25 protein-coding genes and 2 pseudogenes are annotated in these 25,427 nt (G+C 61.1%); 24 read left to right on the top strand and 3 right to left on the bottom strand.

Annotated features, from left to right (window positions below; genetic code table 11):
* Positions 1-127 precede the first annotated feature (127 nt).
* From RN347_RS08170 to RN347_RS08130, 9 genes and pseudogenes are all read left to right on the top strand, one after another.
* Positions 128-325, top strand: coding sequence for a hypothetical protein (locus tag RN347_RS08170; RefSeq protein WP_311960784.1), 198 nt, complete (start codon positions 128-130; stop codon positions 323-325).
* Complete coding sequence (locus RN347_RS08165; RefSeq protein ID WP_311960783.1) at positions 322-756, top strand: OsmC family protein; 435 nt, start codon at positions 322-324, stop codon at positions 754-756. The genes RN347_RS08170 and RN347_RS08165 overlap by 4 nt, the downstream gene beginning before the upstream one ends.
* Before the next feature lie 24 nt (positions 757-780).
* Positions 781-2,805, top strand: coding sequence for an excinuclease ABC subunit UvrB (uvrB, locus tag RN347_RS08160; protein WP_311960782.1), 2,025 nt, complete (start codon positions 781-783; stop codon positions 2,803-2,805).
* Positions 2,806-2,807: 2 nt separating this feature from the next.
* Entirely contained in the window at positions 2,808-3,632 is an 825-nt protein-coding gene (gene nei, locus RN347_RS08155) for an endonuclease VIII (protein ID WP_263584121.1), read from the top strand.
* 200 nt (positions 3,633-3,832) lie between these two features.
* Positions 3,833-5,338, top strand: a complete 1,506-nt coding sequence (locus tag RN347_RS08150; protein WP_311960781.1) for a fumarate hydratase — start codon at positions 3,833-3,835, stop codon at positions 5,336-5,338.
* Positions 5,339-5,438: 100 nt separating this feature from the next.
* Positions 5,439-6,857, top strand: a complete 1,419-nt coding sequence (gene cls / locus RN347_RS08145; protein WP_263584123.1) for a cardiolipin synthase — start codon at positions 5,439-5,441, stop codon at positions 6,855-6,857.
* Positions 6,858-6,890: 33 nt separating this feature from the next.
* On the top strand, positions 6,891-7,808 hold the full coding sequence (locus RN347_RS08140) for a LysR substrate-binding domain-containing protein (RefSeq protein WP_263584124.1): 918 nt from the start codon (positions 6,891-6,893) through the stop codon (positions 7,806-7,808).
* A gap of 152 nt (positions 7,809-7,960) precedes the next feature.
* Positions 7,961-8,860: pseudogene (locus tag RN347_RS08135) on the top strand (YihY/virulence factor BrkB family protein); the annotation flags it as partial.
* 21 nt (positions 8,861-8,881) lie between these two features.
* The gene (locus RN347_RS08130; RefSeq protein ID WP_311960836.1) at positions 8,882-9,157 is read left to right on the top strand and encodes an acylphosphatase; all 276 of its coding nucleotides are present in this window, start codon (positions 8,882-8,884) and stop codon (positions 9,155-9,157) included.
* A 33-nt stretch (positions 9,158-9,190) separates the two neighbouring features.
* On the opposite strand, the gene RN347_RS08125 is transcribed toward RN347_RS08130, so the two are convergent.
* A complete protein-coding gene (locus RN347_RS08125) occupies positions 9,191-10,138 on the bottom strand; it encodes a D-2-hydroxyacid dehydrogenase (protein WP_311960780.1) in 948 nt (315 codons plus the stop codon).
* Between the two features lie 187 nt (positions 10,139-10,325).
* Here RN347_RS08125 and RN347_RS08120 point away from each other — a divergent pair.
* The 13 genes and pseudogenes from RN347_RS08120 to RN347_RS08060 all read left to right on the top strand — a co-directional run.
* A pseudogene (locus RN347_RS08120) lies at positions 10,326-10,604 on the top strand (FmdB family zinc ribbon protein); the annotation flags it as partial.
* 133 nt (positions 10,605-10,737) lie between these two features.
* Entirely contained in the window at positions 10,738-12,519 is a 1,782-nt protein-coding gene (gene aspS, locus RN347_RS08115; protein WP_263584126.1) for an aspartate--tRNA ligase, read from the top strand.
* A 129-nt stretch (positions 12,520-12,648) separates the two neighbouring features.
* Complete coding sequence (gene ruvC, locus RN347_RS08110) at positions 12,649-13,200, top strand: crossover junction endodeoxyribonuclease RuvC (protein WP_263584127.1); 552 nt, start codon at positions 12,649-12,651, stop codon at positions 13,198-13,200.
* Between the two features lie 119 nt (positions 13,201-13,319).
* Positions 13,320-13,928, top strand: a complete 609-nt coding sequence (gene ruvA / locus RN347_RS08105; protein ID WP_263584128.1) for a Holliday junction branch migration protein RuvA — start codon at positions 13,320-13,322, stop codon at positions 13,926-13,928.
* 59 nt (positions 13,929-13,987) lie between these two features.
* Positions 13,988-15,025 (top strand): Holliday junction branch migration DNA helicase RuvB, encoded by a 1,038-nt coding sequence (gene ruvB / locus RN347_RS08100; RefSeq protein WP_311960779.1) that lies wholly within the window; start codon positions 13,988-13,990, stop codon positions 15,023-15,025.
* Positions 15,026-15,084: 59 nt separating this feature from the next.
* Complete coding sequence (ybgC, locus tag RN347_RS08095; RefSeq protein WP_311960835.1) at positions 15,085-15,483, top strand: tol-pal system-associated acyl-CoA thioesterase; 399 nt, start codon at positions 15,085-15,087, stop codon at positions 15,481-15,483.
* Between the two features lie 116 nt (positions 15,484-15,599).
* The gene (tolQ, locus tag RN347_RS08090) at positions 15,600-16,280 is read left to right on the top strand and encodes a protein TolQ (protein ID WP_263584130.1); all 681 of its coding nucleotides are present in this window, start codon (positions 15,600-15,602) and stop codon (positions 16,278-16,280) included.
* An 11-nt stretch (positions 16,281-16,291) separates the two neighbouring features.
* Positions 16,292-16,735, top strand: coding sequence for a protein TolR (gene tolR, locus RN347_RS08085; protein ID WP_263584131.1), 444 nt, complete (start codon positions 16,292-16,294; stop codon positions 16,733-16,735).
* Positions 16,736-16,742: 7 nt separating this feature from the next.
* Positions 16,743-17,954, top strand: a complete 1,212-nt coding sequence (gene tolA / locus RN347_RS08080) for a cell envelope integrity protein TolA (RefSeq protein ID WP_311960778.1) — start codon at positions 16,743-16,745, stop codon at positions 17,952-17,954.
* The gene (tolB, locus tag RN347_RS08075) at positions 17,954-19,240 is read left to right on the top strand and encodes a Tol-Pal system beta propeller repeat protein TolB (protein WP_263584133.1); all 1,287 of its coding nucleotides are present in this window, start codon (positions 17,954-17,956) and stop codon (positions 19,238-19,240) included. The genes tolA and tolB overlap by 1 nt, the downstream gene beginning before the upstream one ends.
* A 77-nt stretch (positions 19,241-19,317) precedes the next feature.
* On the top strand, positions 19,318-19,872 hold the full coding sequence (gene pal, locus RN347_RS08070) for a peptidoglycan-associated lipoprotein Pal (protein WP_263584134.1): 555 nt from the start codon (positions 19,318-19,320) through the stop codon (positions 19,870-19,872).
* An 84-nt stretch (positions 19,873-19,956) separates the two neighbouring features.
* Positions 19,957-20,769 carry a tol-pal system protein YbgF gene (gene ybgF, locus RN347_RS08065; RefSeq protein WP_263584135.1) on the top strand — a complete coding sequence of 271 codons (813 nt, stop codon included), beginning with the start codon at positions 19,957-19,959 and terminating at the stop codon, positions 20,767-20,769.
* 18 nt (positions 20,770-20,787) lie between these two features.
* Positions 20,788-21,549 (top strand): YciK family oxidoreductase, encoded by a 762-nt coding sequence (locus RN347_RS08060; RefSeq protein ID WP_311960777.1) that lies wholly within the window; start codon positions 20,788-20,790, stop codon positions 21,547-21,549.
* 32 nt (positions 21,550-21,581) lie between these two features.
* Here RN347_RS08060 and RN347_RS08055 read toward each other — a convergent pair whose 3' ends face one another.
* Positions 21,582-22,286 carry an HAD-IA family hydrolase gene (locus RN347_RS08055; protein ID WP_311960776.1) on the bottom strand — a complete coding sequence of 235 codons (705 nt, stop codon included), beginning with the start codon at positions 22,284-22,286 and terminating at the stop codon, positions 21,582-21,584.
* Complete coding sequence (ubiG, locus tag RN347_RS08050) at positions 22,287-23,030, bottom strand: bifunctional 2-polyprenyl-6-hydroxyphenol methylase/3-demethylubiquinol 3-O-methyltransferase UbiG (protein ID WP_263584138.1); 744 nt, start codon at positions 23,028-23,030, stop codon at positions 22,287-22,289. It lies immediately after the preceding gene.
* A gap of 206 nt (positions 23,031-23,236) precedes the next feature.
* Between ubiG and RN347_RS08045 the strand changes: the two genes are divergently transcribed.
* Positions 23,237-24,526 (top strand): nucleotide sugar dehydrogenase, encoded by a 1,290-nt coding sequence (locus RN347_RS08045; protein WP_263584139.1) that lies wholly within the window; start codon positions 23,237-23,239, stop codon positions 24,524-24,526.
* Between the two features lie 9 nt (positions 24,527-24,535).
* The gene (locus tag RN347_RS08040; RefSeq protein ID WP_263584140.1) at positions 24,536-25,357 is read left to right on the top strand and encodes a hypothetical protein; all 822 of its coding nucleotides are present in this window, start codon (positions 24,536-24,538) and stop codon (positions 25,355-25,357) included.
* Positions 25,358-25,427 lie beyond the last annotated feature (70 nt).

The following is a 25,427-nucleotide window of genomic DNA, read 5'->3' as shown; positions in this document are numbered from 1 at the left end:
AAGCCTGGCCCGCCGTGCTAGACTTCTCGGTCTGTATCAGTTTTGCATAGGTTCTGCTGCCCGGTTTTGCAGCAAGCCTTTGCACGAGTTTACCGGCGCTGGCGCCGGCTCAAGTAAAGGACGTGTCATGGCTATTCAATCGCTGAGCTTCAAGGGTGTACAAAACGCCGATCAGGTCAACCGAATCACCACCGCGCTAATGATGCTCGACGGCGTGGAGAGTGCGGAGGTCGGTCGCCACGGTGCGGAAGTGGAAGGACGGGCGAGCCACCAGACCCTCGTCAAGGCGGTGAAGGATCTCAAGCTAGGCGTCGAGGTCTCATGATGCGCACCCCCATCACGCTGATCAGCGAACGCAACCGGACGTTTCGCCACCGTATCGAGGTCGAAAGCATCGAGGCCCTTTACGCCGATGCCCCCAAAGGGCTTGGCGGCGACGGCCAGGACCCGGACCCCCACGACTACTTCGATATGGCGCTGGGCAGCTGCAAGGCGATCACCGTGCAGATGTACGCCAGGCGCAAGGAGTGGCCGCTCGAAGGTATCACGGTGACCATTGCGCGTGACGACCGCAAGGAGCGTGAAGGCGAATATGGGCTGGACGTACGTCTCGACTTCCAGGGGCCTCTGGATGACGCGATGAAACAGAAACTTCTGGACATCAGCAGCCGCTGCCCGGTGCAGCGCTTGATGACCGAGGCCACGGTCACCATCGAGACCCGGCTTGCGAGTGCGACTGACGCCTCGCGCCAATAGTCCTTTTCTAGAACGGGAGTAGTGATGAGCAAAGCGTTCCGGCTAACGTCGAAGTTTCAGCCTGCGGGCGATCAGCCCAATGCCATAAAGGGCCTGATCAACGGGCTCGAGTCGGGGCTTGCCCATCAAACGCTGTTGGGCGTGACCGGCTCGGGCAAGACCTTCACCATGGCCAATATCGTTCAACAGCTTCAGCGCCCGACCATCGTCATGGCGCCGAACAAGACCCTGGCCGCTCAGCTTTATGGCGAGTTCAAGGCGTTCTTTCCGGACAACGCGGTCGAGTATTTCGTTTCCTACTACGACTACTACCAGCCGGAAGCCTACGTGCCGTCCTCGGACACCTTCATCGAGAAGGACGCCTCGATCAACGATCACATCGAGCAGATGCGCCTGTCGGCGACCAAGGCGCTGCTGGAGCGCCGCGACGCGCTGATCGTGGTATCGGTCTCTGCAATTTACGGCCTGGGTGACCCGGACCAGTACCTGAAGATGCGCCTGCACTTTACTCGGGGCGAGTTGATCGATCAGCGCGCATTCCTGCGCCGCCTTGCCGAACTTCAGTACACGCGCAACGACATGGATTTTCGCCGCGGCACTTACCGGGTACGCGGCGACGTCATCGATATTTTTCCCGCGGACTCCGACGAGGAGGCGGTGCGGGTCGAGCTGTTCGACGATGAGATCGACTCCATCCGCCTGTTCGACCCGCTGACTGGCGACGTGCGCGGTCAGGTGCCGCGCATGACGATCTACCCGAAATCCCACTACGTCACTCCGCGCGAAACGATCCTCGAGGCGATCGAGTCGATCAAGGGTGAACTCAAGGAGCGCCTGGAGTGGCTTAGAAAGCACGAACGCCTGGTGGAAGCGCAGCGTCTCGAGCAGCGCACGCTCTATGATATCGAGATGATGCTGGAGCTTGGCTACTGCAACGGTATCGAGAACTACTCACGCTATCTTTCCGGGCGCGACCCGGGCCATGCGCCGCCGACGTTCTTCGACTACCTGCCCGACGACGCGCTGCTGTTCATCGACGAATCCCACGTCAGCGTTCCGCAGGTGGGCGGCATGTACAAGGGCGACCGTTCGCGCAAGGAAACGCTGGTCGAATACGGTTTCAGGCTTCCCTCGGCGCTGGACAACCGCCCGATGAAATTCGAGGAGTGGGAGTCGATCTGCCCGCAGACGATCTTCGTTTCCGCCACGCCCGGCAACTACGAAGCCGAACACGCGGGCCAGGTCGTCGAGCAAGTGGTTCGCCCAACAGGCCTGCTGGACCCGGAAATCGAAGTGCGCCCGGCCAGTACCCAGGTCGATGATCTGCTCTCCGAGGTACACAAGCGCACGGCGGTCGGCGAGCGCGTGCTCGTCACCACCCTCACCAAACGCATGGCCGAAGACTTGACCGAGTATCTAGACGACCACGACGTGCGCGTACGCTACCTGCACTCGGATATCGACACCGTCGAGCGGGTCGAGATCATCCGCGATCTTCGCCTGGGCAAATTCGACGTGCTGGTGGGCATCAACCTGCTGCGTGAGGGCCTGGATATTCCCGAGGTGTCGCTGGTGGCGATTCTCGATGCGGACAAGGAGGGCTTTCTGCGCGCCGAGCGCTCGCTCATCCAGACCATCGGCCGTGCCGCGCGTAACGCCCACGGCAAGGCGATTCTCTACGGCGATCGTATTACCGACTCGATGCGCCGCGCGATGGACGAAACCGAGCGGCGTCGCACCAAACAGATGGCGCACAACGAAGAGCACGGCATCACGCCGACCACCGTCACGCGCTCCGTGGCCGACATTCTCGAGGCAGCCCAGGCCCCCGGGGCGAAGAAGACCAACGGCCGTCGCGGGGCAGATCGCAAGAAAAGTGCTACGCCGGACTACGATATCGCCAACATGGGCCAGCACGAGCTGGGTGAGGCGATTGGCAAGCTGGAAGACGCCATGTTCGAGGCGGCCCAGAATCTTGAATTCGAGGAAGCGGCGCGCCTTCGCGATCAGCTCAACCAAATGAAAGAGAAACAGCTGGTACTGGGGTAAACATGCCGGAAGGACCAGAGATCCGCCGCGCAGCAGATCGCATCGAAAAACAGATTGGCGGGCGCGTGCTGGAGCACGCCTGGTTCGCCTTCGAAGAGCTACAAACCCAGGCGGATTCCCTGATCGACACGCGTGTCGAAGCCGTCGAAACCCGCGGCAAGGCGATGCTGATTCGTTTCGATAACCAGCGCGTGCTCTATTCTCATAATCAGCTCTACGGGGTATGGAAACTCCACGCCGCCCACAAGCCGCCTCAGACCAATCGCTCGCTGCGCGTAAGGCTCGTCACCGAGGGCAGGGCGGCGAGTCTCTACAGCGCATCAAGCATCGCGCTACTCGACGCTGATGCGCTTAATGAGCATCCGTTTCTCGCAAGGCTTGGACCGGATCTCTTGAGTCAAAACGTCTCGGCTGCCAGCGTGCTGGCGCGGCTCGACGATTCGCGTTTTCACCGTCGAAGCCTCGGGGCGCTGCTGCTGGATCAGGGGCTCGTGGCGGGGCTCGGCAACTATTTACGCTCGGAAATTTTGTTCTACGCCGGGCTCAACCCCAAAAAGCGCCCGGTCGACCTTGGCGATAACGAGCGAGAGCAGCTGGCGCAGATCATTATCGACACCACGTGGCAGGCTTACCGGCAGGCGGGCGTGACGAACCGCGAGGCGTGGATCGAGCAGGCCAAGGCAGCGGGTGAAACCAGGCGCCAGTGGCGCTTTAGCGTATTCGAGCGCGCCGGGCTCTCATGTCATCGCTGTGGCGACATCATCGAACGACAAATGGTAGGGTCGCGGCGCCTTTACTGGTGCCCGCACTGCCAGCCGGCGACTTAACGATAAATATTTATACCGTTATCTTTTATGCAACATAAAAAATTTATAATTTAGGTCTTTGCAAAAAATTCAGCGACAACAGCAAAGCTGCCGGCGATGAATCGATCAGGTATAATCGATGAATTAGAACGGCTAACGGGTTGAAAAATCCCCTTGATAAATAGCCGCTTGAAATCGATCCACCGAGGAGCCCGTTGTTCATGACCGTGATCAAGCAGGATGACGTTATTCAAAGCGTTGCCGACGCCCTTCAATACATCTCCTATTACCATCCGAAAGACTTCATCGACGCCATGGCGGCCGCCTACGAGCGCGAAGAGAACCCTGCCGCCAAGGACGCCATCGCCCAGATCCTGATCAACTCGCGGATGTGCGCCACCGGCCATCGGCCGATTTGCCAGGATACCGGCATCGTGACCGTGTTTGTTCACGTGGGCATGAACGTGACCTGGGAGGCGGACATGAGCCTCGACGATATGGTCAACGAGGGCGTTCGCCGCGCCTACCTGCTGCCCGACAACGTACTGCGCGCTTCGGTGCTGGCCGACCCGGACGGCAAGCGCCAGAACACCAAAGACAATACGCCCGCCATCATTCACCACAAGCTCGTGCCCGGCGACAAGGTCGATATCCACGTGGCGGCGAAAGGCGGGGGTAGCGAGGCGAAATCCAAGTTCGCGATGCTGAACCCGTCCGATAGCGTCGTCGATTGGGTGCTGGAGCAGCTACCTAAAATGGGCGCTGGCTGGTGCCCGCCGGGCATGCTCGGTATTGGTATCGGCGGCACCGCCGAGAAAGCCATGGAAATCGCCAAGGAAGCGCTGCTCGATCCGATCGACATTCAGGATTTGCAGGCACGTGGGGCGAGTAACCGTGCCGAAGAGCTGCGTTTGGAGCTGTTCGATAAGGTCAACAAGACCGGTATTGGCGCGCAGGGCCTGGGTGGCCTGACTACGGTGCTCGACATCAAGGTCAAGGATTACCCGACCCACGCGGCGAACAAGCCGGTCGCCATCATCCCCAACTGTGCCGCCACCCGTCACGCGCACTTCACCCTCGATGGCTCCGGCGCGGTCGCGCTGCCTGCGCCCAAACTCGAGGACTGGCCGGAGATTACTCGCGAAGTGGGTGAAAACGTCAAGCGGGTCGATCTCGACAGCGTTACACCGGAAGAAGTCAAAACCTGGCAGCCCGGCGATACGCTGCTGCTCAACGGCAAACTCTTGACCGGGCGCGACGCCGCCCATAAACGTATGACCGACATGATCAGCAAGGGCGAGCCGCTGCCTGTCGATATGAAAGGGCGCTTCATTTACTACGTCGGCCCGGTCGACCCGATCGGCGACGAGGTGGTTGGCCCTGCGGGTCCGACCACCGCCACGCGGATGGACAAGTTCACCCGCACCATGCTCGAGGAGACCGGCCTTTTGGGCATGGTCGGCAAGGCAGAGCGGGGCGAGGCTGCTATCGAGGCGATTCGCGACAACCAGGCGGTTTATTTGATGGCCGTCGGCGGCTCGGCCTATCTCGTCGCCCAGGCAATCAAGAAGTCGCGCGTGGTCGGGTTCGAGGACCTGGGGATGGAAGCCATCTATGAATTCGAAGTAGAAGACATGCCGGTCACCGTCGCCGTCGACACGAAAGGTACGTCGGTGCACCAGACCGGCCCGGCCAAATGGAAGGCAATCATCGCCGAAACCGCGTAAACTGAACGCCTGCAATTATAGACCGACAAAGCCCCGTATTGCGGGGCTTTTGCACATGCGAAATCACAAGGGAATTCATGTCCATGGCAGGGAGCGTTAGATGACCTCATGGCTTATCGGTACGGCCATTTTACTGATTCATCTCATGGGGGTCGTGTCCGCCGTCATGGCGCTGATGTCGAGCCGTACCTCCCAGGGCGCCGTTGCCTGGATCATGTCACTTCTCACGTTCCCCTACGTTGCGCTGCCCGCTTACTGGCTGTTCGGCCGGCCGCGCTTTTACGGCTACGTGACCGCTCGTGGCGCCAAAGACAACGTGTTGCGCCGCGTGTTGCGCCGCTATCGTAATAACATGAAGCCGCATATTTCGCTGCCCGCCACGCGGGACATTCAGGCGGTCGAGCAACTGGCGATGATGCCGTTGACCAAGGGTAACCACGCCGAGCTCCTGATCGATGGGGAAGCCACTTTCGAAAATCTGTTTCAGGGGATCGACGAGGCGACAGACTACCTGCTGCTGCAATTTTTCATCGTACGTGACGACCGGCTTGGCCAGGCACTAAAAGCGCGCCTGCTCGAGGCGGCCAGGCGCGGCGTACGGGTCTACTTTCTTTATGATGAGCTTGGCAGCCGCAAACTGCGCGACAGCTACTTCAAGGAGCTCGAAAGCGAAGGGGTAGCGGTTAGCCCGTTCGGATCTTCCCGCGGCTTCAAGCACCGGTTTCAGCTCAATTTTCGTAACCATCGCAAGATCATGGTGGTAGACGGTAAAAAGGGGTGGGTCGGGGGCTTCAACGTGGGTATCGAATATCTGGGGGAGAACCCCCGTCACGGCCCCTGGCGAGATACGCACCTGGCGCTTCAGGGGCCGGGCGTACTCGGCCTCCAGGAAGCTTTTTGGGAAGATTGGCACTGGGCGACCGGGGAGGTGATCACGCTGAATTGGCACGCGGAAAATCACGCCCAAATGGATCATCAGGTGGTGATCGTACCCTCCGGGCCGGCAGACAAGCACGATACCGCAAGTCTTCTGGTACAGCAGCTGATTCATAGCGCCAACGACCGGCTATGGGTGACCAGCCCCTATTTCGTGCCGGACCAAGGCGTTCAGGATGCGCTGCGCCTGGCGGCCATGCGGGGAGTGGACGTGCGCGTCATGATCCCCGAGCGTCCGGACCATCTTCTGGTGTTTCTTTCGGCTTTTTCATTTTTACCCGACATGCTGCGTGCGGGTGTAAAAATATACCGTTATCTTCCCGGATTTCTACATCAAAAGGTTATGCTTATTGACTCAGAAGCCGCAACGGTTGGCACGGTAAATCTGGATAACCGCTCGTTTCGCCTCAATTTCGAAATTACCGCGTATATGCCGTCTGAATCCTTTGCCTTGAGCGTCGCCCACATGCTGGAAGAGGACTTTACCCACTGTCGTCGCGTGACGATCGATGAAATTCGCAATCGCCCGCTTTGGAAAAAGGTCGTGTCGCGAGCCGCGTATTTAACCGCGCCCATTCAGTAGCGCTAGCATGAAGGCCGAATCGAGGAGAACCGGGTGAATCTGGAAACCAAATGGCTCGAGGATTTCGTCGCGCTCGCCAATACGCGCAGTTTTTCCACCTCTGCACGACAGCGCCACGTCACTCAGCCCGCGTTCAGCCGGCGCATTCGCGCTCTGGAGCAGGCGCTGGGCACCACGCTGGTGGATCGCTCGACCACGCCCATCGGGCTGACTGCGGAGGGCCAACTTTTTTTGGTCACCGCGCGCAACCTGGTCGATCAGCTCAATGAATCGTTGAACCACTTGAGGGGGCTATCGATCGCCAACGAGGCGCTGGATATCGTCGCGGCGCACTCGCTTGCGCTAAGTTTCTACCCCCCCTGGATCTCGCGGCTGCAAAAGGGAGTGGGAGAGCTACCCACCCGATTAGTGGCCATGAACGTCGGCGAAGCGATCCACGTGCTGCGCGAGGGCAACTGTGATCTGATGCTCGCCTACTTCGACCCCTTTGCCACCATGCAGCTCGACACCAAGGTCTTTCCTTCATTTTCGATCGGTAACGTCAACATGCTGCCGGTATCGCTTGCAGACGCACAGGGCAAGCCGCTGTTTACCCTCGACCAACCCGACCCGGTACCATATCTGAGCTATAGCCAGGGGGCTTTTTTGGGTAAAAGCGTGCACATGGTGCTCAAGAACGACCCGCGCCGATTGAATCTGCGTACGGTGTACGAAACCGCAATGGCGGAAGGGCTGAAAGGAATGGTGCTGCAAGGCGTAGGCATGGCCTGGATCCCGGATTTCTGCATTCGCGAAGAGCTTAAAAGTGGCCGGCTGGTACGCGCCGGCGACGAGAGTCTCGATATCCCACTGGAAATTCGCCTTTACCGCTGCTCGTTGGTCCACAAACCGGGCGTCGAGCGGCTGTGGCGCCAGATGATGAAGCTTCCCCGCGACTTTTTGCAGGCCTGATAATCCTCAAAGCCGTTCATTGAGCGCTTAGGGGCAAGTTTTGCCGACATCACGACAACGCTGCGCGGCAGACTATAGTTAGATATGCTGATCAGACCATACAAGCGCTCGATATAAGGCGCACTTATAATGCATTTTGCAAGGGAATCAACATGCAGGTAAAAAGAACGCTGCTTTTTTGGTGGCACGTGGTGCAGGACGCCATCGCGCTCTGGCTCGAGCGAAACGCCTTTAGCTACGCAGGCTCCTTGGCCTTCTATACGCTTTTTTCGCTCGCGCCAACGATCATCATCGCCGTGACGGTCATTGGTATGGTGCTCGGTGAAGAAGCCGCCCAGGGGCAGATCGTGGCTCAGCTTCAGGGAACGCTCGGCCTCGATGCGGCCTCGGCCATCGAGCAGGCGGTCGCCCAATCGCGTATCGAGGAGTCGGGATTGCTGCCAACGCTTTTGGGCTTTGGAGCGCTGCTGATCGGCGCAACGACCGTTTTTGGTCAGATGCAGTTCTCGCTCAACACGATCTGGGATGTAACCGCCAAGCCTACTTCCAACAGCGTATTCATCTTCATCAAGACCCGTCTTTTGTCGCTCACCGTGGTGCTTGCCATCGGCTTCATCCTGCTGGTATCGCTGGTATTGGGCGTCGTGGTGAGGGGCATGCTGCAGGCGGCGAACTATATCGTGCCCTATGTTAGCTTTTTTACCCGCGCGGTCGAGTCGCTGGTGTCGCTTGGCATGGTGACGCTTTTGTTCGCAACCATCTTCAAGGTGCTGCCGGACGTCGTGCTGCGCTGGCGAGACGTGTTCATTGGCGGCCTGGTCACGGCGATTCTATTCACCATCGGGCGCAATTTGATCGCCATTTATCTTGCCTATACCGCCACGGCCTCGACCTACGGGGCGGCGGGCTCGGTAGTCATGGTGCTTTTATGGGTCTATTACAGTTCGCTGATTCTGCTGTTCGGCGCGGCGTTTACGCGCTCGCTATTGACCCGCCGCGGTCGGGCGATCATTCCGCGTAACAGCGCCGTTCGCGTCAAGCACGAGTTCGTGAAGGAGTTCAAGGAGGCTGACATGTCGACTAAAAGCGTACGAGCATTTGTGACTGGGAGGGTCCAGGGCGTCAATTTTCGCAGCACCACACGGGAAAAGGCGCTGGCCACCAGTGTCAGCGGCTACGCTAAAAATCTCTCCGACGGCCGCGTCGAGGTACTGATATGCGGGGAAGAGGAGGCGGTCGATTCGCTCGTCGAGTGGCTATGGCATGGCCCGGAAGGCGCTCATGTGACTGATGTGAGCCTCGAGCAAGTCAAGGAGGCCCACGTGCCCGAAAGTTTCACCACGGCATGAGGGCCGTGGCAAAACCCGTTTTACAAGAGCGCCTCAGGCGCTCTTTTTGTAGGCGTCGATGTTCTCGGCGGTCAGACGAACGATGTTTTGACGCGCTTCGGGCGTGATCCAGGCGTTGTGCGGGGTGACGATCAGATTGAGCGGCTCAACGGCTGCCAGCGCATCCAGTAGCGCGTGCCCCTCGCGAGGCGGCTCTTCGGGCAGCACATCAACGGCGAGTCCGCCAATCTGACCGTCGCGAAGCGCTTGCAGCGCGGCGTGCTCATCGATGATGCCACCGCGGGCGCAGTTGATCAGTAAAAGCGTGGATTTCGCTTTCGCCAGGCGCGCCTGGTTGATCAGATGCTTCGTCTGTTCGTTGAGCGGGCAGTGCAGACTGATCACGTCGGCTTGGGGCAGCAGCTCATCAAGACTTTGGCGCTCGTCGTTCGCCTCATCGCCGGGGCGGGCCGCAAAACGCACGTTCATGCCAAACGCCTCGGCCAGCCGCGCTACTTCGGAGCCGAGTTCTCCCTGGCCGACCATCACGAGCTGCTTGCCGGCAAGCTCCAGCGTTGGGTAGTCCTGCAGGCAGAAAAACGCACTCTGCTGCCAGGCCCTGGAGGCGACATCCTGCTGATAGCGCGGTAAGCGCGCGGCCAGGGTGAGCATCAGCATCAGCGTGTGTTGCGAGACACTCGCCGTACCGTAGGCGGTGACGTTTTTCACCGCGATGCCGTTGTCCCTGGCGGCGTCCATATCGATATTGTTGACCCCGGTGGCCATCACGCAGATCAGCTTGAGCGAGGGCAGGGCGTCGAGGGCGTCGCGGCTCAGTTTGACCTTGTTGACCAGCGCGATATCAGCGTTCTTGAGCCGCTCGACAACCTCGTCCGACGCTGTCTGGTCGAACACCTCGAGCGACGACACGCTGTCGCGAATGGCGGTGAAATCGATACCAGGACCCATGCTTTTCGCATCGAGCATTACCGCGTGGGGCATTTGATGATCTCCATATGGACGGCGAGCCCCGCCAAACCTTGCTTGGCAGGGGGCACAAAAGGGTATAATGGGCGGCTTTGCGGGCCGCTGTCTTGGAATTTATGACCACAGGCCACATATTGTCACGGCCCAGCAACGCTTGGGTCATCGACGTCCTGTCCAGTTGAGCTTTTCAGGAGCCATCAACATGCCCATCTATGAGTATGAGTGCAAGGCCTGCGGTCATCGCATGGAAAAATTACAGAAAATCAGCGCCGACCCGCTGACCCACTGCCCGGCATGTGCCCAGGACGAGCTTTCAAGGCTGGTATCGGCAGCGGGCTTTCGCCTGGCCGGTGGCGGCTGGTACGAAACCGATTTCAAGACCGGTGGTAAGAAAAATCTTGCCGCGGACAGTCAGGGCGCCTCGAGCGGTAAGGATAGCACCAGCGCGAAAAGCGACGCGCCTACGTCGAGCGGCTCTGCAAAGGATGGCTCGTCGAAAAACGGCTCGTCAAAAGGCGGTTCATCAAAGGATAAGGGCGCCGCGGCCTAGCCGCGCCGGTCACGGCGCGATGCCCGCGCCACTTTTATTGCCACGTAACAGAACAGGATGAAACATGCGCAGCCATTATTGCGGCCAGCTTAACGAAACTCTGGTAGATCAAACGGTGACCGTTTGTGGGTGGGTCCACCGTCGCCGTGATCACGGCGGGGTCATTTTCCTCGACATGCGCGATCGTGACGGCATCGCGCAGTTCGTTGTCGACCCGGATACCGCCCAGGCGTTCGAAACCGCCGACCGTGCTCGCAATGAATACGTGCTGCGTATTACCGGTCGCGTCCGTCTGCGCCCGGAAGGTACCCAGAACCCCAACATGCCCACTGGCATGGTGGAAGTGCTGGCCAAGGACGTCGAGGTACTCAACACCGCCGCTACGCCGCCGTTCCAACTCGATGAACACGGCAAGGTCGGTGAAGAAGTGCGCTTGAAGCATCGCTATATCGATCTGCGCCGCCCGGACATGATCGAGAAGCTGCGCCTGCGCTCGCGCATTTCTCACAGCGTACGCGCGTTTCTCGAAAACGAAGGCTTTCTCGACATCGAGACGCCGGTACTGACCCGGGCGACACCGGAAGGCGCGCGCGACTACCTGGTTCCGAGCCGCACCCACGCCGGCGAATTCTTCGCGCTGCCGCAATCCCCGCAGCTGTTCAAGCAGCTTCTGATGGTCGCCGGCTTCGATCGTTACTACCAGATCGCCAAGTGCTTTCGTGACGAGGACCTGCGCGCCGATCGTCAGCCCGAGTTCACCCAGATCGATATCGAGGCCTCCTTTGTCGAGGAGAGCGATATCATGGGTATCACCGAGTCGATGATCCAAAAGCTCTTCAAGGAAGTGCTCGACGTCACGCTGCCCGACTTCCCGCGCATGACCTGGCAGGAGGCCATGGACCGCTTTGGCTCCGACAAGCCGGACCTGCGCATTCCGCTCGAGCTGACCGACGTCGACGACCTGATGAAGCAGGTCGACTTCAAGGTCTTCTCCGGCCCGGCCAACGCCGACGATGGCCGCGTGGCCGCGCTGAAGGTCAAGGGCGGCGCCAGCCTGTCGCGCAAGGAGATCGACGAGTACACCAAATTCGTGGGTATCTACGGCGCCAAGGGCCTGGCCTGGATCAAGGTCAACGAGCGCGCCAAGGGCCTCGAAGGGCTGCAGTCGCCGATCGTCAAGTTCATGGAGAACGTGGTCGAAGAGCTTCTGGAGCGTGTCGGTGCCGAGGATGGCGACATCATCTTCTTCGGCGCGGACAAGACTCAGATCGTCAACGAAGCGATCGGCGCGCTGCGCGTCAAGCTCGGCGCCGACCTCGAACTTTACACTCAGGAGTGGGCGCCGCTGTGGGTCGTCGACTTCCCGATGTTCGAAACCGATGGCAGCGGCCGCCTGAGCCCGCTGCACCATCCGTTTACCGCACCGTCCTGCTCGCCGGAAGAGCTCAAGGCCAATCCGGCCCAGGCGCTGTCGCGCGCCTACGACATGGTGCTCAACGGTACCGAACTCGGCGGCGGCTCGATCCGTATCCACGATCAAACCATGCAGCGCAGCGTGTTCGAGATCCTGGGCATCGGTGAAGAGGAAGCCCAGGAGAAGTTTGGCTTCCTGCTCGACGCGCTTCAGTACGGCGCGCCGCCCCACGGCGGCCTGGCCTTCGGCCTCGACCGTCTGGTCATGCTGATGGCCGGCGCGAAGACCATTCGTGAAGTGATCGCCTTCCCGAAAACCCAAAGCGCGGCGTGTCTGATGACCGACGCCCCGGGCGAGGTGAGCGCCGAGCAGCTCAAGGAGCTCAACATCCGCCTGCGCCAGAAAGCGAAAGCCGAAGACGCCGCGCAGTAACGTCGTCTCACTATCGAGCAGGCTCAAACACCGGCGTTCGCGCCGGTGTTTTCGTTTCAAGGTGCCTTTCTATTCAGACAAGAGGCCCACCTTTGCCGGCTGGAGACCAGCCGGTTGGAGAGCAGCAACATGAATGAACGGCCCACTGATCCGCCCCGGCGCATTCTGGGCATCGACCCGGGCTCGCGAATCACCGGCTACGGCGTGATCGAGCTGGTCAACGCCCGGCCGGTCTACGTTGCCAGCGGCTGTATTCGTACCGCCGACGGGGCACTCGAGCAGCGCCTGGCGCAAATTTACGCCGGCCTTGCCGAGGTGGTCGGGCTTCACCGGCCTACTGAAGTGTCCGTCGAGCGCGTGTTCATGGCCAAAAACCCGGATTCAGCGCTCAAGCTTGGCCAGGCCCGGGGCGTGGCGCTGGTGTGCATGGCCAACCACGGCTTAAACATCGCCGAATACGCTGCCCGCCAGATCAAGCAGGCGGTGACCGGCCAGGGCGGCGCGGACAAGTCTCAGGTGCAGCACATGGTCACCGCGATTTTGAATCTTTCCGCCACGCCCCAGGCCGACGCCGCCGACGCGTTGGCGATCGCGCTGAGCCACGCCTACGCGGGCCAGGGGCTACTGGCCACGCCCGCGCGCGGCGCCCGGCGTCGTTCGAGCGGGCGCTGGCGGCTTTGACAACGCCACAGGGCCTCGGCACCACTGGTCATAAGTACAGAGTCGTCATATAGTAACCCCGGTTTCGAGCGCTGCCCGCCAGCGCTTGATCATCTTCTGGTTTGGGAATGAGGTCGTTCATGATTGGTCGTTTAAGCGGCGCGCTGCTGGAAAAACACCCGCCCTGGGTGGTCGTCGACGTGCACGGCGTCGGCTATGAGCTGGAGGCCTCGATGACGACCCTGGTGGCGCTGCCCGCTCCGGGCGAGCCAGTCTCGCTCTACACCCACCTGACGATCCGCGATGACGCGCACCTGCTGTACGGCTTCGCCCGAGAGCACGAACGCGCGCTGTTTCGCGCGTTGATCAAGGTCAACGGCGTGGGGCCGAAGCTTGCACTTGCGATTCTTTCCGGCATGGATGAAGACGCCTTCATGCGCTGCGTGCGCGACGACGACGCCAAGGCGCTGACCAAGCTTCCAGGAGTGGGCAAGAAAACCGCCGAGCGGCTGATTATCGAGATGCGCGACCGGTTCCCGGAATGGGAGCGAGGTGAATACGCGCCGTTGGCGTTGGAAGGCGCCACCGGCGAGGCGCCACCGCGCGACAACACCGCCGACGCCGAAGCCGCGCTGGTGAGTTTGGGTTACAAGCTGACCGAAGCCGCTAAAATGCTGTCCGACCTTGATCCGCATCAGAGCACCGAAGCGCTGATCAAGGCGGCGCTGACGCGGCGCATGGGAGGCTGAGTGAACGCACCCACTCATTCGAGGCCAACCAATTTTACGCCAGCCAGTCATGGGGTTTTATGCTAGAACACGACCGGCTCATCGCCGCCGCGCCGGAACAGGGCGAAGTGCGGCTCGACCACGCCATTCGGCCTAAAAAGCTTCGCGACTATATCGGCCAGCCGCGCGTGCGCGAGCAGCTCGAGATCTTCATCGGCGCGGCGCGCCTGCGCGAAGAGAGCCTGGACCACACGTTGGTGTTCGGCCCGCCAGGGCTTGGCAAGACCACGCTTGCCAACATCATCGCCACCGAAATGGGCGTCGGGCTCAAATCCACGTCAGGCCCGGTGCTCGAGCGCGCCGGCGATCTCGCCGCGATGCTCACCAACCTGGAGCCGGGGGACGTCCTCTTCATCGATGAAATTCACCGGCTCTCGCCAGTCGTCGAGGAAATTCTCTACCCGGCGATGGAGGATTTTCAGCTCGATATCATGATCGGTGAAGGCCCGGCGGCGCGCTCGATCAAGCTCGACCTGCCACGCTTTACCCTGGTCGGCGCCACCACCCGCGCCGGGCTTTTGACCTCGCCGCTGCGCGACCGCTTCGGCATCGTACAGCGCCTCGAGTTTTACAACCTCGAAGAGCTGACCGAAATCGTCTCCCGTTCGGCCAGGCTCTTGAACGTCGAAACCAACGAGGAGGGCGCCATCGAAGTGGCCCGGCGCTCGCGCGGCACGCCGCGAATCGCCAACCGGCTTTTGCGCCGCGTGCGCGACTATGCCGACATCAGGGGCGACGGCGTCGTTAACGCAGCGTTGGCGGACGCCGCGCTCAATATGCTAAACGTGGATCACCACGGGCTCGATCACATGGACCGGCGCTTGCTGCTCGCCATGATCGACAAGTTCGACGGCGGCCCGGTTGGCGTGGATTCACTCTCGGCGGCGATCGGCGAGGAGCGCGATACCATCGAGGACGTGATCGAGCCCTACCTGATCCAGCAGGGCTTGATGATGCGCACGCCGCGCGGTCGCATGGTGACACGCCAGGCGTGGCTGCATTTCGATCGCGTGCCCCACGAGCAGAGCGTCGATGTGGAAGGGGAGCGCCGCCCGTGAGCCAGTCCGAACCAGTTGAGTGCGAACAGCGCCAATGTAAACAAAACCAGGCGTTTCAACTGCCGGTGCGCGTTTACATCGAGGATACCGACGCCGGCGGCATCGTCTACTACGTTAACTATTTGAAGTTCATGGAGCGCGCTCGCAGCGAATGGCTACGAGCATTGGGCTTTTCCCAGCAAACGCTGCTGGACGAAGGCACGCAGCTAGTGGTATACCGCTTGGCTTGTCACTACAGCAAGCCGGCAAGGCTCGACGATGCGCTCAGCGTCGATGCGCACGTCGAGCATATGGGCCGCTGCAGGATGACGTTCGAGCAGCGCGTTTGGCGAAACGAGGAACTCCTTTGCCGCGCGACAGTCGAGATAGCCTGCCTTGATCGCCATACGCTGCGCCCCCGGGCATGGCCCGAAGCGCTCCGAACGGTTTCGGCCGAGCGCCAGACGTCATCGGCTTGACGCTTGAGCGCGGCACTTGCTAAAGGCATTTGAGCGGGGCTTTGTATTCAACCGACGGACCACCCAGGCGCGTTTGCGCTGACTGACCAATGAGGGCCACTGTGAACGATAACACCATGTCCATCCCCCACCTGATAATGAGTGCCAGCACCGTCGTACAGCTGGTCATGCTGCTGCTAGTGGTGGGTTCGATCCTCTCATGGGTGGTGATTTTCCAGCGCAGTATCGCTCTGCGTCGCGCCAAGCGCGAGTACAGCGAGTTCGAAGAGTCGTTCTGGTCCGGGGTAGATCTGAACGAGCTTTACCGCGACATTCCCGCCGACGACCCGCGCCACGGCGCTGAGCACATCTTTCAATCCGGTTTTCGCGAATTCAACCGTTTGATGCCCAAAACGCGCAACCCGGACACCGTTCTGGAAGGCGTTCAGCGCAGCATGCGGGTGGCGTGGTCGCGCGAAGAGGACCGTCTGACACAGCATCTGACGTTTTTGGCCACCGTCGCCTCGGCAAGCCCGTACATCGGTCTTTTTGGTACGGTCTGGGGCATCATGGGCTCGTTTCAAGCGCTGTCGTTTTCCCAGCAGGCTACCCTTGCCACCGTCGCGCCCTGGATCGCCGAGGCGCTGATCGCGACCGCCATGGGCCTTTTTGCGGCCATTCCAGCGGTCATTTTCTATAACCGTCTCTCCAACGATGTCGGCCGGCTGCTGGGCAAGTACGAAGACTTTGCCGAAGAGTTTCACGCCATTTTGCATCGCAATCTTCAGGGTCGCGATAGCACCAAAAGCGTCGGCTAAGGGAGTTCACCATGCACGGGCCATTCAATCGCGGCGGCAAGAAAAAGCCGATGGGCGAGATCAACGTCGTTCCCTTCATCGACGTCATGCTGGTACTGCTGGTGATCTTCATGATCACAACCCCCATGCTGACCCAGGGCGTTCAGGTCGACCTGCCCCAAGTCAGCTCCGAGCCCATCGAGAATCAGGAAGACAATGATCCCATCATCATCTCCGTCGATGACGAGGGGAGCTTCTATATCACGTTGGGCGAAGACACCAGCAGCGTCACCATCGATGAAGTCTCCGAGCGCGTGGTCGCCATTTTGCAGCGCGTGCCCAATACGCCGGTCATGGTTCGGGGCGATCGCAACGTGCCCTACGGTCAGATCGTGGTGCTCATGAGTACGCTTCAGCGTGCGGGCGTGGCCAACGTGGGGCTTCTTTCCGAGCCGCCGCAGGACGGCCAAGGGTAACGCTTTTATGGCCCATGACGCTTTTCGTGACCCACAGGACGTCGGCTACACCTGGCCTCTAGTGCTCGCCGTGGCGGTGCACGCGCTGATTCTTCTTTTCAGCCTTGTGAGCTGGCCATCGTCCACCGAGGAGCCGGATACCACCTCGATCGTTCAGGCGACGTTTGTGAGTACCGAAACCTTCACCGATCAGGCGCAGCAGGCGATCGAGCAACAGGCTGCGCTTGAAAGCGGCGCCAGTAGCGAAACCCAACAGTCGCCGGAGCCGACTCCCGAGCCCGAGCCCGCGCCGGACCCAGAACCCGAACCTGAACCTGAACCCGATCAAAGTACCGCCCAGGCCGAGGCCGAGGCGGCAGCCGAAGCCGCCGCGGCGGAGCGCGCCCGGGCGCTTGAAGAGGCCGAAGCCGAAGCCGCACGCCGCGCTGAAGAAGCCGAGCGGCTTGCCCAAGAGCAGGAAGCTCAGGCCCAGGCACGCGAAGAGGAGGCCCAGCGGCTGGCCGAGGAGCGCGCCGCCGAAGAGCAGGCGCGCGCCGAGGCAGAGGCTGAACAGCAACGGCTGCGTGAAGAGCAGGCCCGCCAGGAGCGAGAAGCGGAAGCCGAGCGTCAGCGTGAAGAGGAAGCCCGCCGCGAAGCCGAAGCTGAAGCCGAGGCCGAACGCCAGCGCCAGGCCGAAGCGGAAGCGGAAGCCGAGCGTCAGCGCGAAGAAGAAGCTCGTCGCGAAGCAGAAGCCCAGGCCGAGCGCGAACGCGAGGAGGCAGCGCGGCGTGAGCGAGAAGCAGAGGAGCAGCGTCAGCGCGAGGCCGAGGCGCAGCGTGAACGCGAAGCCGAAGCACAGCGCCAGCGCGAGGCAGAAGCCGCCATGCAGCGTCGGCTCGAAGGCGAGGCGGCGGCCGCCGCGGCCAACGCCCAGCAAGCGCAGCAGGCGGCGAACAACTTCAGTAACCTGGTGCAGCGTGCCGTGGAGCAGGCCTGGATTATTCCGGGCGGGGCTGACAACCTGCGCGCGGTAATAAGTGCGCGCCTGGGTCCCTCGGGGGAAGTTCTATTGACTAATATAGTAACGTCGAGCGGCAACAGCGCTTTCGATCAATCCGCCGTTCAGGCGGTCGAACAAGCCGCACCGTTTCGTGAGCTGTTACAGCTGACACCGGAACAGCAGCGCGATATACGATCGCGACCGATAAACTTTAACTTCACTCCATCGGGGGTACGTTGATGCAAACCTTGAGTAAAGCCTGGCTATTTTGTGTGCTGCTGCTGATCAGCAGCGTCGCAAGCGCCAACCTGACGATCGAAATCACGCGCGGCAGTGATCAGGCGCTTCCCATTGGCGTCGTGCCCTTCGAAGGGGGCGAAGGCTTGCCGGAAGACGTAGCGCAAATCGTTCAGGACGATCTGGAGCGTAGCGGCATGTTCGCGCCGCTCGCGCGCAGCGCCATGTTCGAACGCCCAAGTCAGGCAAACGACGTTCAGTTCGGCACCTGGCGCTCGCTCGATACGCGCTACCTGGTGGTCGGGCGTGCCCAGCAAACCGGCGGCGGCTATCAGATTCAGTTCGATCTGATGGATATCAGCGGCCAGACGCGCATGATCGGCGAAACCGTCAACGTCAGCGGCAACGACCTGCGCGGTGCGGCCCACTACATCAGTGACCAGGTGTTCGAGGCGATCACCGACATCCGCGGCGCGTTCTCGACCAAAATCGCTTACGTTACCGCTCAGGGGCTGGGCGACAACATGCAGTTCGGCCTGTACGTAGCAGACGCCGACGGTGCCCGCAGCCAACAGGTGCTGACGTCGGATCAGCCGATCATGTCGCCGGCCTGGTCTCCGGATGGGCGTAAGCTGGCCTACGTTTCCTTTGAAACCGAGCGCCCGGCGATCTATATTCAGGATGTTTCAAGCGGTCAACGCGTACAGGCAACATCGTTCGAGGGCATCAACGGCGCGCCGGCCTGGTCGCCGGACGGCCGCCGCTTGGCGATGTCGCTTTCCAAGGATGGCCAGCCGGATATCTACGTACTCGATATCGGCAGCCGCTCGCTCAATCGCTTGACCGACAGCAACAGCATCGACACCGAACCGGCTTTTTCGCCCAACGGCGCCAACATTCTTTTCACCTCGGATCGCAGCGGCGGCCCCCAGATCTATCAGATGTCCGCCAACGGTGGAAACGCCAATCGGGTGACCTACACCGGCAACTACAACGCTCGCGGGCGCTACTCACCGGAAGGCGATCAGATCTTTTTGGTCCACCGGTCGGACCGCGGTTATCAAGTGGCACGCCAGGAACTCGACGGCGGTCGTTTGGTGGTCTTGAGTGAGTCAACGCGGGATGAATCTCCTAGTGTTGCACCGAACGGGACCATGGTAATCTTCGCTACCCAACAGGGTGGAAGTGGCTTTTTGAGTGCCGTTTCGGCGGATGGCCGCTCGTCATTCAGACTGCCGGCAGCACAGGGTGAAGTACGCGACCCCGCGTGGTCTCCCTTTTTAAACTGAAGTTCAACCACAGAAACGTTGAACCACAGAAACGTTGAACAACATTGAATTCTGTTTTTCAGGCAAGGAGTCTGATCATGCAACTTAAGCCATTGGCTCGCTCTCTAGCAGTCGCCTTCTCCATTCTGGCCGTTGCGGGCTGTTCGAGCACCGGCGGCACCCAGGACGGTGACGCATACGGTAGCCAAAGCGGCAGCACCGCCGGTACCGGTAACGGTTCCGGTATGGGCACCAACGGTAGCGGCCAGTACGGTTCCACCTCGGGCTCCGGCTACGGCGCTGGCCAGCAGGCCGACTCACGCATTCCCGAAGTGCGTACCATCTACTTCGATTACGACCGCGACACGATCAAAAGCGAGTACGAATCCGTCGTGATGGGCCATGCGCGCTACCTGCAGGCCAACCCCAACGCCCGCGTGACGCTACAGGGTCATACCGACGAGCGCGGTACGCGTGAATACAACATGGCACTTGGCGAGCGTCGCGCCCGCGCCGTTCAGCGCTTTTTGAACATTCAGGGCGTTTCCCCGTCTCAAATGAGCGTTGTCAGCTACGGCGAAGAGCGTCCGGCGGCCAGCGGTCAGGGCGACAGCGCCTACTCGCAAAACCGTCGCGTGGTCTTTAGCTACTAATTCGGCTAATGGGTCAGACGGTTAGACGTTAAGCTATCAAGCGCCCCGGGGCAGGACTGCCTTGGGGCGTCTTTGGGAGTCATCATGAATCACAGTCTCAAACGTTTTTTTGGGAGGCTGTGCGGTGCGGGAGCCATTGCGCTCCCGCTGTCCGTATTGCCTCTCGCGGTGCTCGCTCAGCAGCCGCTGGTTCAGGACATGTCCTCCGGTTCCGGCGGGTTCTACTCGCAAACTCAGCGTCAGGAAGCCTCTGGCGGTAACCTGGTACTGTTCAATCAGGTCGAGGAGCATCAGCAGGAGATTCAACGCCTGCGGGGTCAAATCGAAGAGCTTCGCCATCAGATGGAGCAGCTCAAACGCCAGTCGCAGCAGCAGTATCTCGATATCGAGGACCGCTTGATGAACCTGCAAAGTGCCCCCGCGCCCACGCCGTCAGCACCGACCGCACCCCAGGTCGAGCCCGAGGCCGCCGAGGAGGTGGCCGCGTCGTCTTCATCGTCCTCGGCAAGCAACGTCAGCGAAGACGCTCAGGCGGACTATCAGGCCGCCTTCGCCCACGTCCAGGCACGCCGCTTTAGCGAGGCGATCGATGCCTTCAACGATTTCGTCACCGCTCACCCGGATACCAGCCTGACCGCCAACGGCTACTACTGGCTTGGTGAGCTTTACGCTGCTGAAAACGAGCTCTCCGCCTCGGATGACGCGTTTAGCCGCGTCATCAACGATTTCGACTCAAGCTCCAAGGTGCCGGATGCGCTTTATAAGCTGGGATTGGTCAAGGCACGCCAGGGCGAAACCGAGCGCAGCCGCGAGCTGCTCGAGCAGGTGCGAGACGATTACCCGCAAAGCAGCGCCGCCGGCTTGGCCAACGACTTTCTTCGCCAGTCCGCCGGATAATTCACCCCGAGGTTATGCATGACCTGCAAGATCGATTATCAGGCCCGGCCTGACTTGCTCAAGGATCGCGTCATTCTCGTCACCGGCGCCGGTGATGGTATCGGCCGCGTCGCCGCGCTCGACTATGCCCGCCACGGCGCCACCGTCATTTTGCTGGGCCGCACCCTCGAAAAGCTCGAGCGCGTGTACGACGAGATCGAAGCCCAGGGATACCCCCAGCCGGCGATCTTTCCGCTCAATATCGAAGGTGCGCTGCTCGAGGACTACGACGACATGGCAAGCCGGCTGGACCGTGAGTTTGGCCGTCTGGATGGCGTGCTGCATAACGCCGGACTGCTGGGCACCATCACGCCCTTCGAGGAGTATGAGCCGGAACTCTGGGAGCAGGTGATGCAGGTCAATATCAACGGTCCAATCTGGATGACCCAGTCGCTTTTGCCGCTGCTGGACAGCGCCGACGATGCCTCGCTGATTTTCACCTCATCCAGCGTGGGCCGAAAAGGGCGGGCGCAGTGGGGTGCCTATAGCGTGTCGAAGTTCGCGACCGAAGGCTTCATGGAAGTGCTGGCCGACGAATTCAAGGCGCACGAGCATCTTCGCATCAATACGCTGAATCCGGGCGCGACGCGCACCGATATGCGGGCCGGCGCCTACCCGGACGAGGACCCGACCACGCTGCGCACCCCGGAGCAAATCATGCCGACCTACCTGTGGCTGATGGGCCCGGATAGCCGCGGCGTGACCGGACAAAAAATCGACGCCCAGCCGCCGAAAGCCTGATGGGCTAACCCGGACGAGCGGCGGCCGAGGCGTTAAAACGTGGCCAGCCGCTCGACCAGCGCCTCGCAGGTGTCAAACCAGATATCGGCGGGCCAGCGGCGGTAGTCATCCTGCTCGCTGATATAGCCGTAGCCCACCGCAATGGCGGTCATGCCCGCCGCCTTCGCCGCTTCGATGTCTCGCCGATGATCACCGATGTACCAACAGTGCGCCGGGTCGATCGAGAGGCGCCGCGCCGCCTCCCAGAGCGGCTCGGGTTCCGGCTTTTTCACGCTCAGATCGTCGGCGCACAGAAGCGCGCCAGGCGAAAGCGCCAGCGCCTCCAACAGCGGCAGCGTGTAGCGGCGAGGCTTGTTGGTGACGATCCCCCAGGGCTTTTGTTCGCCTTGCCAGCCGGCAAGCCAGGTGTCCAGCGGTTTGAACACCTGGCTATGGGTGGCGACGGCCTGCTCGTAGGCATCCAGTAGATACTGGCGCGCCTCTGCATGGCCCTCGGCGTCCGACGTAAGGCCAATCGCCAGCGTCACCAGGGCGCTGCCGCCGTTGGAGACTTCCCGGCGAATCTGCTCGAAGGGCAGGGGCGGCTGGCCGTGAAAGCGGCGCAGTGCGTTGGTGGCATTGGCCAGATCCGGCGCGGTATCGACCAGCGTGCCATCCAGATCGAACAAAATGGCCCTGGGCGCGGGAAGCTCGGCGCTGGCCAAGTTGGTCACGTGATTGGTGGAAGCGAGAGCCATTCAGTGGCCCACCCGGCGGCAGTACATCATGTAGTTGACCGAGACGTCGTTGGCCACCAGCTTGTAGCGCCGAGTGAAAGGGTTGTAGGTCAGCCCGGTCTGCTCGCGCACCTCGAGCCCCGCCTTGCGTGCCCAGCTCGCCATTTCTGATGGCCGAATGAATTTGGCGTAGTCGTGGGTACCGCGGGGCAAGAGGTTCAGCACGTACTCGGCGCCGACGATGGCGAAGGCGTAGGATTTCGGCGTGCGGTTGATCGTCGAGAAGAAGACATAGCCACCGGGGCGTACCAGCGTGCAGCACGCGCGAATGACCGAGGCCGGGTCCGGCACGTGCTCGAGCATCTCCATGCAGGTGACGACGTCGAACGCTCCCGGCGACTCGTCGGCCAGGGTTTCGACGCTGACGTTGCGATACGTAAGCTCGACGTTTTGATGCTCGGCGTGCACCCGTGCCACGCCCAGCGGGGCCTCGCCCAGGTCGATGCCAATCACCTCGGCGCCGCGGCGCGCCATCGACTCACTCAAAATTCCGCCGCCACAGCCCACGTCGAGCACTTTCTTGCCCGCAAGCCCGGCGCGGGCGTCGATGAAATCAAGGCGTAGCGGATTGATCTCATGAAGCGGCTTGAACTCTCCTGTCTCATCCCACCACTGGCTGGCAAGTGCTTCAAATTTCGCCACTTCCGCCTGATCGACGTTACCTTGATAGCGATTGGCGGTGCTATCCTCTGGGGTCGCTTGCATGGGTTTACTCCCTTATCCTGTCAACGCGAGACGTTACCGGCGCCCGTTTACCAAAAAAATTGGTTACATTAAGCTACAAGGTGGCATCCACCCCCCGGTTTTGTATTATTGCATTCTAACCACTCCAGGCGCGAAGCGCATGAAAAGGACGTCGACATGACCCAAAAGGCCCTGTTTATCCGGCAATTGCGCAAGGAGCATGGTTGATGCGCGTACTTCTTTACGGCAGCGAACTCAGTGCCGCCACGGCGGCGGCGGCGCTGGCTTTCGTGGGTCATCGCATCGACTGGCTTTTGCACGAGGACGCCCCCTGGGAGGTGATTTCCACCCTCGACTGGCTGCGCCGTGAGCCCGAACTCATGGCCCATATCGGTCAGGCCTTCGAACAGCAGACGCTTCGCATCGTGACCTCCCTCGACGAGGCAGCGCCGATGGACGTGGTGTGGCTGGCTCTTTCGCCGGAACAGCGCCGGTCAGCGGAGACACTCGTGAGCGCACCGCTCCTTCGCGAGCATCGCGCGGTACTCATCAATAACTCCACGTTCCCCGTTGGCGATACCGAGCGCCTCAATGCTCTGATGGGTGAACAGCACAGTAGCGTTGCGCTGCCGGATACCCTCGAGGAGGGGCGGGCCTGGGAGTCGTTCACGCGCCCGACCCGCTGGCTTTTAGGCTGTGACGATGCCCAGGGCGAACAAATCGCTCGCGAGCTGTTGCGCGCTTTCAATCGCCGCCGCGATGTGTTTCAACTGATGCCAAGGCGCGCCGCGGAACTGACCAAGCTCGCCATCAACGGCATGCTGGCAACCCGTATCAGCTACATGAACGAAATCGCCGGGCTCGCTGACACCCTGGGCGTGGACGTCGAGCACGTGCGCCAAGGGATGGGGGCTGACACGCGTATTGGCTTTGAGTATCTCTACCCGGGGTGTGGCTTCGGCGGGCCCAACTTCTCACGGGATTTGATGCGCCTGGCCGACGTGCAGTCGCAAAGCGGGCGTTACTCCGCGCTGCTCGAGCAGGTCATGGATATCAACGAGCAGAAAAAAGAGACGCTCTTTAGAAAGCTCTGGACGTTTTTCGACGGCGACCTGGCCGGTAAGACCGTGGCGATCTGGGGGGCGGCGTTCAAACCCGGCACCGCACGCATCGACCATGCGCCGGTGCTCACACTGCTGGAAGCGCTCTGGGCTCAAGGCGTGAAGGTGCAGCTTCACGACCCCGCCGCCACCCCGGCGCTTGCCGCGCTGCTCGGTGAGCGCGAGGATCTGACGCTTTATACCGACGATCCTTACCAGGCCTGCGAAGGCGCGGATGCGCTGATGCTGGTCACCGAGTGGAAAAACTACTGGAACCCGGACTGGCACCGTCTGACCGAGCTTTTAAATGCTAAATTGATATTGGATGGACGCAATATTTTCGATCCGGCCTTCGTTGCCAGCTGCGGGCTGCGCTACCGAGGCATCGGCCGACGCGCCGACCCAACGACTCATTGAGGAACTTTAATGTCTGACGCCACCCCGTCCCAGCGTATCGTGCCCGACGTGGACCAGAGCCTGGGCGCCCAGCATCTGCGCCATCGTCGAGGTCCGCGCCTTTGGCCGCTGTGGCTCGTACTACTGCTGGTCATCGCGCTGCTGGCGGCGCTGGCCGCGGGCCTTTGGTACGAGCGCGAGCGCCTTCTGGACGAGGTTCGCCGGGTAAGTGGTGAAGTCTCCAATCTGCACGCACGGCTGGACTCCAGCGACACCGACGTGGTCGACTCGGTCAGCTACATGCAGGCCCAGATGACCACGCTTTTTCAGGAACAGGAACAACTCGCCGTGCGCCTGACCAATACCCGTGAAGAGCTTTACGGGCTTTTGACCGATGGCGAGGACACGGTGTCGCTCGAGGCGATCGACGAGCTTCGCGAAACGCTAACGGCGCAGCGCGAGGCGGCCGAGCTCAACGAGCGCCAGCTCAAAGCCGTACGCAGTTCGGTGAGCGCGCTCGAGCAGGCGGGCACCGCCGGGCGCCAAAACCTGCTCGAAGAGGTGGCCTCTTTAGACCAGAACACCGCCGAGCGGGTCGCCGCGTTGGAAGAGCGGCTAGGCCGCGAGCGCGTGACCCTCGACAACCAACTGATCGAGCTTCGCAATGATCTCGATGAACGTTTGGATGAACTCGCCGAGGCGTCCCAAAACGCTGAAACGGGTATCGACCAGCAGGCGCTCGAGCGCGCTACCGCCTCGCTCAATGAGCGTATCAGGGCACTTGAGAGCGATGTTCGTCAGGTGCGTCAGGCGCAATTAGCGTTTAGTGCTCAAATGGAAATGCTGCGATAATTCAAAAAAGGGTGAAAACGCCGGGGCGAAGGGTATCGCCCGGCCTTCGCCTGTCGCCCGTCTGATCAGG

The organism is Halomonas sp. PAMB 3264 (assembly GCF_031954245.1).
Taxonomy (GTDB): domain Bacteria; phylum Pseudomonadota; class Gammaproteobacteria; order Pseudomonadales; family Halomonadaceae; genus Vreelandella.
This window is presented reverse-complemented; position numbering and strand designations above follow the sequence as displayed.